Below are 12,760 nucleotides of genomic sequence, written 5' to 3' on the forward strand. Positions count from 1 at the left end.
TTAATAGGTTAAATAGTTTAATTCCAGAACTGTGGTGTTGTATTCGTTAAGGTTCTGTAGATAGCTAATTTCAATATTTTTGGAGCTTTCCAAGAGCTGTACATACTGCAAGAAATCTATCTCCCCGTTTTGAAATGATTTTGAGGCACTTGTAGTCAATTGTTTTGCAAGTTTTCCACCTGTGGTTTCATAATAATTGACCGCCTCCTGAAATTTTTTCAAATCTGATACCAGTCCTTGATACTTTGATTCCAGTTGTATCTTGTAATTTTCAGATTCGTCGGCCATTATCATAGTCTCAGTCTTCGCTGCGTTGATTTTTGCTTTGTTCGCCCCGAACCATAAGGGAACCGATACTCCCGCTTGAAATCCATTGTATCGCTTCGATTCCGGACCATTATTGGCACCTTGGAATGCCGTGATGTGCAAATCCGGCAGCAAACGTTGTCTTTCCAAGGTGAGGGAAGATCGCGTCAGTTTTTGCGCGGCATCGTAAAATTGGATACCAGGATGATCGGAAAGGTCCTGGGTTTGTAATTGCAGATGGGGCAAACCATTCTCCCCGACTATGACCAATGAATCAGCTTGCATCCATTGACGAAGCGTTGTATATGCTTTTGCCACGCCTTCCTTAGTTTGGGAAAGCAAAATGGAAATTTCCTTTTGTTTGGCTTCGGCCGTAAGTTTCTCCAATAAATTGGTTTCTCCCACATCATATCGTTTGTTCGCTGCCCTCGCAAACTGGCCGTACAGGCTATCCAGAAAAGTATATTGTTGTACTAGATTAATGTTGTAGACCACATTATAATACGCCTTGTACACCTCTTTGGTCAAGGCTCTTTCGTTTAATCGGTATTGTTGGGTGGTCAAATCCACTTTTTGTTTCTCCACTTTTCGCTGTGCACTATAAATCGTCGGGAATTGTAAGGATTGGGTAACCCCATAAACCTTTAAAGGAATTCCATTCTCGGCAATATTATTTTGATCATAGCTATAGTAAATCTGGGTTTTGTCTATATTAAAGGCACTGCCCACCAACTGTTCGGATTGGTCGATCCTTTTAGCATTGGCTTGGAGCCCCTTATTATTTTTAATGGCAATTTCTACCGCTGTCCGGGCATTGACCGGATTTTGCTGGGCTCTGCCCATCATCGGTAAAAGTAAAATGACAATAATGCCAAGAGCCTTAAAATTTACTTTGGTCTTTGGTTCTTTATGATGTCCTTTTCTGTCGAACATTGCATATAGGACAGGAAGTACCACAAGGGTCAATATCGTTGCGGTAATCAATCCGCCTACGACAACAGTTGCCAAAGGCCGTTGTACTTCCGCACCGGCAGAGGTTGAAATGGCCATGGGCAAAAATCCTAATGCGGCGGCAGAGGCAGTCAATAAAACCGGTCTTAATCTGTTCTTCGTACCCATAAGTATCCTCTTATTAATATTGGTAATCCCATGTGCCTTTAGTTCCTTGAACTCTTCGATCAAAACGATCCCATTTAATACCGCAATCCCAAATAGCGCAATAAAGCCAACGCCAGCTGAAATACTAAAGGGTAAGCCCCGTACGTAAAGCAACAGCACGCCTCCGATAGAAGCTAAAGGAATAGCGCTATAGATCAACAAAGCTTCTTTTATGGAATCGAAAGCAAAGTAGAGTAAGACAAAAATCAAGATTAGAGCGATAGGGACAGCAATTTTTAATCTTGCCGACGCGGTTCGCAAGTTTTCAAATTGACCGCCATAACTAACAGAGTAGCCCGAGGGCAGCTTAATATCCCAATCTATTATGGTTTGAACATCCTTTACCACGGATTCCAAATCGCGATTCCTCACGTTTACCCCTACCACGATTCTACGCTTGGTATTGTCTCGCGAAATTTTTGCAGGGCCTTTTGTATAACCAATTTTAGCGAATTCACTAAGGGGCAGGTTATTGCCATTCGGAAGTGTTACGGAGGCAGTTTCAATATTTTTGATGTCCTTTCTGTACGCATCATCGTATCGCAATACCAAATCAAATTGCTTTTCCCCTTCGAATACCGTTCCCGCGGGCATTCCTGCGAAGCCTATAGTAATGAGCCGGTTCAAGTCTTCAATATTGAGACCGTATTTGGCAATTTTTTGACGGTCGTATTTCACGGACATCTGAGGTAGGCCTACAGTTTTCTCTACCGAAATATCCGCTGCCCCTTCAACATTCTGTATGGCTTTTTCAATTTCCAATGCCTTGGCGTAGAGAACGTCCAAATCCTCCCCAAAAACCTTAATGGCCAAATCTGCACGGACTCCTGTTATTAGTTCGTTAAAACGCATTTCAATGGGTTGGGTAAATTCATAATCCACACCGGCAATTTCGGACAAGGCTTGCTTAAATTTATCCGCCAGTTCGTCCTTTGTCTTCGCAGAAACCCATTCATTTTTGGGCTTTAGTTTTATAATAACATCACTTTCTTCCATAGACATGGGATCTGTGGGTACTTCGGCAGCGCCAATTCGGCTAACAACCTGTTCTACTTCCGGAAATTTTTTCAATATTTTTTCCATACGTGTGGTTGCCTCTATAGTTTTGCTTAAAGAAGTTCCCGTTTTCAAAACTGGTTGAATCACAAAATCTCCCTCGTCCAGGGTGGGTACAAATTCGCCTCCCATTCTAGTGAACAGAAACGCGGTAAATACCATTAAGCCCAAGGCCATGCCCAAAACCAATTTCTTTTTACGTAAGGCCCATGAAATGGCAGGCCGATATTTTCTTTCTAAAAAACCGATTAGTCTAGATGAAATAGTTTGTTTTTCGGTATTCGAGGGTTTGATAAACATGGATGCCATTACCGGTATGTAAGTAAAGCAGAGGACCATAGCTCCAATAAGGGCAAAAGAGAATACTAATGCCATAGGCCGGAACATTTTACCCTCTACATTGACCAGAGATAGAATGGGGATAAAAACGATGATTATGATTAGCTGCCCGAAGACTGCGGAGTTCATCATTTTCGTCGCTCCTTGATAAGTGATCTGATCTATTAATCCTTGTCTTTCGTTTTTAGGAAGAGCCAGTAACTTAGTACGCTGACTTGTAATTTTAAAGGCAATGAATTCAACAATAATAACTGCGCCATCAATGATAATCCCAAAATCAATGGCACCTAAGCTCATCAAGTTGGCATCTACACCGAAGATGTACATCAATGAAAGTGCAAATAACAGTGATAACGGAATGACGGAGGCAACGACCAAGCCAGACCGTAGATTGCCCAAAAGCAATACGACAACGAAAATCACAATTAAACTCCCCAATATTAAGTTCTCGGCAATTGTAAATGTGGTTTTGGCAATAAGTTCGCTTCGTTCTAAAAAGGGATTAATGGAAATACCTGGTGGCAATGTGGCTTGTATTTCGGCCACACGCTCTTTTACAGCTTCGATCACAGCGTTAGAGTTGGCGTCTTTTAACATCATCACCTGCCCCAATACTTTTTCGCCTTCGCCATTTCCTGTGATTGCGCCAAAACGATTGGCGTGACCAAACCCTACTGTAGCAATATCTCTTACATAGATCGGCACGTCTCCTTTGCTTGTAACTACAATGTCTTCAACATCTTGTACCGAACCCACAAGTCCTTCGCCCCTGATAAAATAGCTTTGATTTACTTTTTCTATATAACCGCCCCCAGCGACACTATTGTTTTTTTCCAAAGCACTGAATACATCAAATATGGAAACGTCCATAGCGCGAAGTCGTTCAGGGTTAATAGCTACTTCATAGGTCTTTAGGAAGCCTCCCCAAGTATTTACTTCAACCACTCCCGGTATACCGGAAAGTTGACGTTTGACCACCCAATCTTGAATGGTACGCACATCTGATAACGAATATTGATCTTTGTGTTTTGCGTCAACATCGATAATATATTGATAGATTTCGCCAAGACCCGTGGAAACGGGACCCATAAATGGTTTGCCAAAGCCTGCCGGAATTTTTTCTTCGGCACTTTTTATTTTCTCGGCGATAAGCTGGCGGGGAAGGTATGTACCTAGATCATCATCAAATACAACCGTAACTACGGATAGCCCAAACTTTGAAACCGAACGGATTTCCTTAACGCCCGGTAAGTTCGCCATTTCCAGTTCTACGGAATAGGTCAAAAATTTCTCTACATCTTCAGTAGCTAAATTTCTAGAAGTTGTAATGACCTGCACTTGGTTATTGGTTACATCCGGAACGGCCCCAATGGGGATATTAGAAAGGGAATACAGGCCAAACCCCACGATACCCGCCGTAAAGAGCAATACAATTAGCTTGTGATGAATACTGTATTGTATGATCCGTTCTAACATTTTTTGATTGTTTACATGAATAACAATCCAAATGTAGAACTGGAATCTAAGAGGGTTCTAAACCCTTTCTTAAGATTTGCTTAAAATAGGGTGCATCAATGATGTCTTATTTTAAAACTGCAAAAGCCCTGAACAATGTCCAAGACTTTTTTCAACCAATCAGTAAACAGTAACCGAAACATTTAAAGGTTAAGAGGGAAATCTATTTTCATTTTCAAGAGAGCCATTGTTAATTAAGTTATAAGAGTAGCCATCCATTATAAAAACTAGCCAAAGGAAATCTTAAGGTTCGATTAAAATTGAATTGTGAAAGTCGTTCCGTTGCCAAATTCGCTATCAACCACTATTCGTGCATTAATAGCGTCGGCAGCCTTTTTGGCTATGGACAGACCCAAACCGTTCCCTGGAATACTTTTATGTTTTAAGGCTTCCGACCTGAAAAAATGGTTGAACAAGTTGTCCAAATCCTCTTTTTTTATGCCAATTCCCTCATCTTGAACCTTGCAAACAATCTTAGACTCCAATTGCTCTATTGTTATATGAATCGTGGTGGCATTCTTGGAATATTTAATGGCGTTACCAATGATATTGTCCATTATTAAGTTCGTGTAATACGAAGGAACCATATTTTCATTCGGAACCTCATCTTGAAAATCTATAGAGAGTTCTTTTTGCATTATGGCCTTTTTGTGTCTCGAAAGAATTTCGTCTATTAAAGTAGGCAAAGAAATTAGTGATTCAGATGCTATTTTTGAAGAGGTACCTAACCTTGCCAACAACAAAAGTTGTTCTATTGTGTCGGTCATACGGTCTATTTCTGAAAGGCTGAATTTAATTTTATCTTCATATTCTTCCTGCTCTCTCGGTTTTCGAATCAGTACCTCTAACGTCCCTCTTAGTGTCGATAGAGGTGTGCGCAATTCGTGGGAAGCGTCGGATGTAAACTGTCGCTCTCGCCCCATAGCATTTTCAATACGTTGAAGCAACTCATTGATTCCGGAAGACAACTCATAGAGTTCATCCCTGTTTTGAGGAAGAACGACCCTGTCATTCAAATTGTTCTTGGTAATTCTTTTTGTTGTTTCGGTTATAACCTTTACCGGTATGATACCTCGTCCTGCCAAGTATCTAGAAATGAAATATAACCCCACCAAGAGAAATAAATAAGACACGATCAAAACATTCCTTAGGTTAAGCAATACCATCTTAGATGATTCCAATGACATTGCAGTCAGTATGAAACCCTTTATTTTGCCATTTTGTTCAATAGGAACCTGAACTTGACGGATGGGCCTTTCATTTAGGGTTCCATCGAAATTTCCTCCATATTTGTCGAGCGGATTAAAAGCAAGTTCGTCTTCTTTAAGGTTGGGAGACTTATCCATAAAATTTCCATTTTTATCAAGAATTTGGATAAAAACAGGGTTGACTTGCACCTCGCGATGTTCACTTTCTTCCCATTCAATTTTATTAATAACCTTGATACTATCCCCAACTATGTTTATTTCTCCGCTATGCTTAACTGCTTCAAAGGCAAGGTCGTTATCCAGATTTTGGTAAACCGTTCCCTGCACAACAAAATAAACAACGGTAAAAGCCACCGCCATTATAATTGCGGTGGCTGTCATATAGTGCAACGCTATCCTATTTCTAAAACTTAAGCTCATACTTCTTTAGCGATATAGCCGATTCCCCTAACCGTCTGTATATAATTTTCATCTTTTGTCAACTTCAATTTTTTGCGAAGCGCATTGATATATACGTCAATAACACCAGTATTGTATTCAAAATGAATATCCCAAACACTTTCGATAATTCGAGACCTTCTGCAAACCATACCCTTGTTCCGTATTAAGTATTCGAGCAAGGCGAACTCTTTTTGCGTAAGGCTTATTTCTTCGTTTCCCTTTAGAACTTGATGTGTTGCCGTATTGAGTGTGATGTTCCCCAGTTTAAAAACGGAATGTTCCCCTGATTTTGGGCGCAATTGAACCTTAATTCGTTCAAGAAGTTCTTCAAAATGAAAGGGCTTTTTAATATAGTCGTTCGCACCGGCTTGAAGTCCAAATATCGTTTCGTCCAAGGTATCCTTTGCCGTTAAAAAAATAACCGGGGTTTCTTTAAAATCTTTTCTGAATTGACGACAAATTTCAATACCGCTTACCCCTGGAACCATCCAATCCAATAGTAACAAGTCATATTCTCCTGAAAGTGCTAATTCAAGTCCTTTTTTACCTTCTTCGGCAATATCCACGGCATAAGACTCTTCTTCCAAACCTTGTTTGAGAAAGTTAAATATGCCAGGTTCGTCCTCTACGATTAGAATTCTCATACTACAAAAGTTACGCTTTTAAGTTAAGCTGAGATTGGGTTTTTCTTAAGATTTGCTTAAAATTTACGTGCATTGCGTAGCGCCTATTTCAGAATTAGATCAAAATGTTTTCGATCAGCCATGTGGTTTCCGACTTTAACGAGAAATCGGCTTTTACCGATCCGCGACGCCCCATTTTTATGGGGAGCTTATAGGCAAAAAAGGCATTGTGCCAGCAAAAGCCGCTATACTTGCCATGGAGCTCGTTCAGCATCCAACTTCGGGGAAGCGCTTCCAACGAACTTTTGAAGAATTTTGTGGCGTTCAACGTTTTGCTGAAACCGGTTTTTATAAATTCCAGTTCAAAGAAATTAGTGGCAAAGTTGCCATTCTTTAATAATGTCGCCATCCTGCTCGTTGGAATGGTAGGCGAACTTTCCCAACAATGTAAAATGGTTGGTTGCGTTTTTATCCCCTGTCAGGTTGTAAAAAGTTATCTGGGGAATATAGCTGGGCGTTTTCGCGGGATACGAATCTTCATTTTACATTCGGAACGTAATCTGCAAGGTTAAAACCGTCATCAAGTTCGATTCCTTCCACTTTCGAATGTTAAACTGGGGTTTACGTTGGTCTCGAACATCAGGGGTTCAATATAGCCAATATCCGTGGGGAAGGTAATATAACTGTCGCTCTGGCTGACCTGCACTATTTTGGCCAGATAAAGGTCGGGCAGGCTATAGTTTGGTTGTTGTGCGTAGGCCGTTTGCAATACTAAAATAATAAAAATTGGTAGGTGGCCATAGCTGAGTATTTGTAAATTATTTTTCTTTCGGATTTTTCCATTTTATAGTTATTAAATAGGCCATAAAGGAAAAACCAAGCGTCAGAGCGGTTCTAATGAACAGTGCCCCGATGGTCTTGGTTTCGTAGAGGCCGCCCGCATCTATATGCGCGTAAAGGCCGACCATTGCCCCGATTAATATGAAAACAGAAACCAGTAAGGGTTTGACCGTCCATTTTTTTAGCTTTAGCAATCCATAGGCGGCAATAAGATAAAGCATGCTACTTATGAAATTCACCCAGACGACCATGGGTACGTAATTACCTTCTTTGGCCCGTATGCCGAACCAATCAAAGATGACCGAACTGCTCAAAAACAAGGTCAACAGCGCGAACGCCGTTAAAATAAATAGGGTGACGAACCTCGATATTTTGCGCTTTTTCATCTTATTCGATTTATAGGGTTTACTTTCTCAAAACTTTCGCCAAACCACCATTTTGGTTTTTGTGGTTTTGGCGTCAGTTTGAATTTTTCGATGGCGTGGGTCTTGATATGTTCCGCCATTTCTTCCACGGAATCGGTCACGAAAAGCAGTTTCATATCCTCAGGGCTTATACTTTCGTTCTCGGCCATGATCTTGATGTGTTGGCAGAGTTCCTTATGGTACTCCGAACCGAAAATGACGACGGGGAAATTCTGTATCATTTTGGTCTGTATCAGGGTAATCGATTCAAACAGTTCATCCAACGTACCCATTCCCCCCGGCATGACCACAAAAGCGTAAGAATATTTTATTAAAAGAAACTTCCGCACAAAAAAGTAGCGAATGTCTATCCACTTATGCAGATACGGATTCGGTTTTTGTTCGAAGGGAAGGATGATGTTGCAGCCCACCGAATATCCGCCCGCTTCATAAGCTCCTTTGTTCGCGGCTTCCATAATTCCGGGGCCACCGCCCGTCATTACCGTAAATCCCAAATTTGCCAGGGCCGCGCCAACTTTTTCTGCTTGTTGGTAAAAGGTATTGTCCGCCTCGAACCGTGCCGACCCAAAAACCGTTACGCAAGGTCCGATAAAATGCAATTTTCGAAAGGCCTTGATGAAACTGAGCTGTACCCTGAAGGTAAAGAACAGTTCCTTGAACCTGGACATCGGTCCAAGTAAAAATTTGGACTCCTCGGTCTGTAAACGATTGTTATTTTCCATCAGGTAACCTTTTTGTAGCTATATACTGCCAACGCATTCATTATTAAAGCATAAGCCAAGGTTTTTAAGAGTTGCTGATAAATATCGGAAAAACCAGCACCCTTCAACATGACCATACGCATGACCTGCACATAATATTTAATGGGATTGAATTCAGTAAGCACTTGTGCCCAATTCGGCATACTTTCTATTGGCGTGAACAAGCCACTCATCAAGATGAAGATGACCATAAAAAACCAAGCAATGAACATGGCCTGTTGTTGCGTATCGGTAAAATTGGAGATAAAGAGCCCCATGCCCAAAATGACCAATATGTAAATGATAGAATAGCCATACATCAATAAAATACTTCCCACAATGGGAATATCGAAAAGCAATTTTGCGATAATCAACCCAACGGTCAAAAGGACCAGCCCCAGAATCAAAAATGGAAATAATTTCCCTATAATGAACTGATATTTTTTTATAGGCGTAACGTTGATCTGCTCCAAGGTTCCGATTTCCTTTTCACGTACGATATTCATCCCTGATAGGAAAAGTGTAATCATGGTAACCAATAGCACCAAGATACCGGGCACCATAAACGTTTTATAGTTCAATGTCTCGTTATACCAAAATGAGGGAATAGTGGCGATGTTTTGGAGTTTGTTGATATTTTCGCCGACCAACAGTAATTCCGTTCGGACTTTTTGGTTGAACTGCTGCACAATCCGGTTCACATATACGTTTTCCACTCCCGCCGCCGCCCCGTCTATGGCATTTATTCTTACCGACAGGTCGGTCTTCTTTTCTTTTAACAAGTTTCTTTCAAAATGCAGAGGTATTTCCAAAACTACGTCCACCTGACCTTCCAACATATCTGCGTCGGCTATTATGTGAGAAGGAAAATCCGTTAGTACATTAAAATATGTCGATGCATTGAATTTTTCAATCAGTTCTCGCGAAAGGGAAGTCTTGTCATTATCTATATAGCCAAACTTGATGTTCTTAACTTCAAAAGTCGCCGCGTTGGCCAAGATGGCCAATTGGATCAGGGGCAATACAAAAATAATCGGAAGCATCGCCTTGTTCCGAAAGATCTGCTTGAATTCTTTTTGTATGATGTAGCGTATCGTGTTCATTTTAAGTTCAAGTATCAAGCGCCCCCGAAATTTCGGGACAAAAAAGGTTTATTTGTCTACGAGTCCAGTTTTTTATTTCTAACTTCTTATTTTGTATTTCGTACTTCTTTTTCATTCCAATCGAATCTTATACTTCTTCACGCTCAAAGCGATAAAAAATAAGGTCATGCCTACCAATATCAGGGTTTCTTTCCATAGATATACCAAGCCCACACCTTTCAACATGATACCTTTTAAAATAATGATAAACCATCTAGCGGGAATGATATTGCTAATGACCTGCAAGGGAAACGGCATACTACTGATAGGGAAAATAAAGCCCGACAATAAAATTACCGGTAGCATCAACCCCATAAGCGAAACCATCATCGCCGTTTGTTGTGATGCCGAAACTGTTGATATCAAAATTCCCAATGAAAGTGCATTCATGATAAAAAGGATGGTTTCGGCTCCCAACAAAAATAGGTTTCCTTCCACGGGCATACTAAAAACAAAAATGCTGAGCAGTATAATAACGATGGCGTTGATGACGGATAGCAGAATGTAGGGCACTACTTTGCCCACGATGACTTGAAAGGGCTTTAAAGGCGAAACCAAAAGAATTTCCATAGTGCCCAATTCTTTTTCACGGGTTATGGAAATCGAGGTCATCATGGCGGATACCAACATTAAAATTATCGTCATTACCCCTGGCACGAACATAAAAACACTTTTCAGTTCGGGATTATAGAACATTCGGGTCTGTACACCGATTTGATAGGGTATGGATATGTCTTTGTTGAGAAGTTCTTGGTAGCTACTTAAGATCGAACTGGTGTAATTACTAATCGTGTTGGCCGTATTCGGATCCGTTGCATCGGTCAGTATTTGAACGGTCGCCTGATTTTCGGTCATTAATTTTTTGCTGAAATCTTTCTCAAAATTAAGTACCGCTTTGATCTCTCCTTTTTTGAATGCCGTTTCTATATCTCTTTCATTGTCCAAAAAGTCCTTTATACTGAAATATTTGGAGGCTGATATTTTGTCTATGATTTGTTTGGTATTGGCATCTTTGGAATGGTCGAGTATGGCGATATCTACATTATTTATCTCATTGGTTATGGCAAAACCGAACAGCATGACCTGAACGATCGGCATACCGAAAAGGATGAACAAAGAGCGCTTGTCACGAAAAATGTGATAAAACTCCTTTTTAATAAATCCTATGAATCGTTTCATTTTTATCTAAAGGTTAATACGCTGTCCGTATTAGGTTTTTTTGGAGGTATGGATTTTAAGATGATAACGGCCTACTGATTACTATTCATTTTTTAGATATTATTTTACTCGTTACTGCGAACTGCAACTGACAACTGCTACTGAATTCATCACTCAATATTCCTAGCCAGTTTCAGAAAAACTTGGTTCATGGATTCAACCTTATACTTCTCCTTTAGGTTTTTGGGTGTATCCAGCGCTTCTATTTTCCCTGCCACCATGATGGATACCCTATCACAGTATTCAGCCTCATCCATATAATGTGTAGTTACGAAAATGGTCTTGCCTTTGTGGGCCTCGCGATAAATCATTTCCCAGAACTTCCGCCGGGTAATAGGGTCAACCCCGCCGGTAGGCTCATCTAAAAATATGATTTGGGGGTCATGCAATAACGATACGGAAAAAGCTACTTTCTGTTTCCAGCCCAAAGGCAGCGAACCGACCAGTTTATCGGCCTCATCATGCAGGTCGAGTTCATCGATCAGGTTTTGAGACTTCGTTTTGATGTCGGATTTCTTGAGTCCGTAAATACCCCCGAAAAAAGTGATGTTTTCCCGTATGGTCAGATCATTGTACAATGAAAACCGCTGGCTCATGTATCCAATACTTCTTTTAACCTTTTCGGCCTGCGATTTTACATCGAAACCAGCTACCTGCGCTTCGCCTGAAGAGGGTTTTGAGATACCGATGAGCATTTTCATGGCCGTGGTCTTTCCCGCTCCATTTGCGCCCAAAAATCCGAACACTTCTCCTTTGCCCACTTGAAAAGAGATGTTGTCCACCGCCGTGAAGTCTCCAAACGTTTTGGTCAGGTTCTTTACGTGTATGATGTTTCCGTTTTTCATTTTGACAATTCCATAAAGCTGTCCTCGATAGTAGGTTCGGTCTCAAGGACTTCGATATTCTTATGTTTTTTCCCCTTTAAATATCGGATGAGGTCCTCCGCCTTAAAATCGGATTCCATGCTGGTGAAATGCATATATTCCCCAAAGGGGTAAGCACTATGGGTCTGGGTAAAAACCTTTAGGTCTTGGATCAATCGATAGGTTTCAGCCGTTCTGACCTTGAATATTTTCTTGGGGAAGGATGCGATAATCGCTTCCGGCGCGCTCAATTGTAAAATTTGACCCCCGGTCATCAATGCGATACGGTCGCAAAGTGCCGCTTCATCCATATAAGGGGTGGACACCAATATCGTGATGTCTTTTTGCTGCAGGCGTTTGAGTATTTCCCAGAATTCTTTTCGGGATACGGGATCTACACCTGTTGTCGGTTCATCTAAAAACAAGACTTTGGGTTTGTGTATCAAGGCGCACGACAAGGCGAGTTTCTGTTTCATTCCCCCGGACAATTTTCCTGCCCTTCTATTTTTAAAGGGTTCGATCTGGACATAAATATCCTTGATCAAATCGTAGTTCTCTTCGATGGTGGTACCGAAAATAGTGGCGAAGAAATTCAGGTTTTCCTCGACTGTCAAGTCCTGGTATAAGGAAAACCTTCCGGGCATATAGCCCACAAGGTTTCGGATAGCCTTGTAATCATTTACAACATCATAACCGGCAACGGTAGCTTCCCCTTTATCGGCAATCAATAAGGTGGTCAGAATTCGGAACAAAGTGGTCTTTCCCGCACCATCGGGCCCGATAAGTCCGAACAGTTCCCCTGGTTTTACTTCAAAGGAAATATCGTCCAAGGCCCTTACCTTGTCATAGGATTTGCTGATATGTTTGACAGAAATACCCAAGCTGC

The 12,760-nt window shown here is 41.1% G+C and carries 11 protein-coding genes; all 11 read right to left on the reverse strand.

Going from position 1 to position 12,760, the window contains the following annotated elements; all coding sequences use genetic code 11:
• A complete protein-coding gene (locus BLT07_RS10540; protein ID WP_091868480.1) occupies positions 1–4,335 on the reverse strand; it encodes a CusA/CzcA family heavy metal efflux RND transporter in 4,335 nt (1,444 codons plus the stop codon).
• Positions 4,336–4,628: 293 nt separating this feature from the next.
• Positions 4,629–6,002, reverse strand: a complete 1,374-nt coding sequence (locus tag BLT07_RS10545) for a sensor histidine kinase (RefSeq protein ID WP_091868482.1) — start codon at positions 6,000–6,002, stop codon at positions 4,629–4,631.
• Entirely contained in the window at positions 5,999–6,667 is a 669-nt protein-coding gene (locus BLT07_RS10550) for a response regulator transcription factor (RefSeq protein WP_091868484.1), read from the reverse strand. The genes BLT07_RS10545 and BLT07_RS10550 overlap by 4 nt, the downstream gene beginning before the upstream one ends.
• 94 nt (positions 6,668–6,761) lie before the next feature.
• Positions 6,762–7,055 (reverse strand): hypothetical protein, encoded by a 294-nt coding sequence (locus BLT07_RS10555; protein WP_091868486.1) that lies wholly within the window; start codon positions 7,053–7,055, stop codon positions 6,762–6,764.
• Between the two features lie 171 nt (positions 7,056–7,226).
• Positions 7,227–7,415, reverse strand: a complete 189-nt coding sequence (locus BLT07_RS10560) for a hypothetical protein (protein WP_091868488.1) — start codon at positions 7,413–7,415, stop codon at positions 7,227–7,229.
• 49 nt (positions 7,416–7,464) lie between these two features.
• Positions 7,465–7,872, reverse strand: coding sequence for a hypothetical protein (locus BLT07_RS10565; RefSeq protein ID WP_091868490.1), 408 nt, complete (start codon positions 7,870–7,872; stop codon positions 7,465–7,467).
• Positions 7,869–8,633: an LOG family protein gene (locus BLT07_RS10570; RefSeq protein WP_091868492.1), complete on the reverse strand. Its 765-nt coding sequence runs from the start codon at positions 8,631–8,633 to the stop codon at positions 7,869–7,871. Before BLT07_RS10570 ends, BLT07_RS10565 begins: the two co-directional genes overlap by 4 nt.
• The gene (locus BLT07_RS10575) at positions 8,633–9,754 is read right to left on the reverse strand and encodes an ABC transporter permease (protein WP_091868494.1); all 1,122 of its coding nucleotides are present in this window, start codon (positions 9,752–9,754) and stop codon (positions 8,633–8,635) included. The genes BLT07_RS10570 and BLT07_RS10575 overlap by 1 nt, the downstream gene beginning before the upstream one ends.
• Positions 9,755–9,865: 111 nt before the next feature.
• Entirely contained in the window at positions 9,866–10,972 is a 1,107-nt protein-coding gene (locus tag BLT07_RS10580; RefSeq protein ID WP_091868496.1) for an ABC transporter permease, read from the reverse strand.
• Between the two features lie 149 nt (positions 10,973–11,121).
• Entirely contained in the window at positions 11,122–11,856 is a 735-nt protein-coding gene (locus BLT07_RS10585; RefSeq protein ID WP_091868497.1) for an ABC transporter ATP-binding protein, read from the reverse strand.
• Positions 11,853–12,755 carry an ABC transporter ATP-binding protein gene (locus BLT07_RS10590; RefSeq protein WP_091868499.1) on the reverse strand — a complete coding sequence of 301 codons (903 nt, stop codon included), beginning with the start codon at positions 12,753–12,755 and terminating at the stop codon, positions 11,853–11,855. The genes BLT07_RS10585 and BLT07_RS10590 overlap by 4 nt, the downstream gene beginning before the upstream one ends.
• Between the last annotated feature and the right edge of the window lie 5 nt (positions 12,756–12,760).

Origin of the sequence: Pricia antarctica, assembly GCF_900101815.1 — a bacterium.
In the GTDB taxonomy this organism is placed as follows: domain Bacteria; phylum Bacteroidota; class Bacteroidia; order Flavobacteriales; family Flavobacteriaceae; genus Pricia; species Pricia antarctica.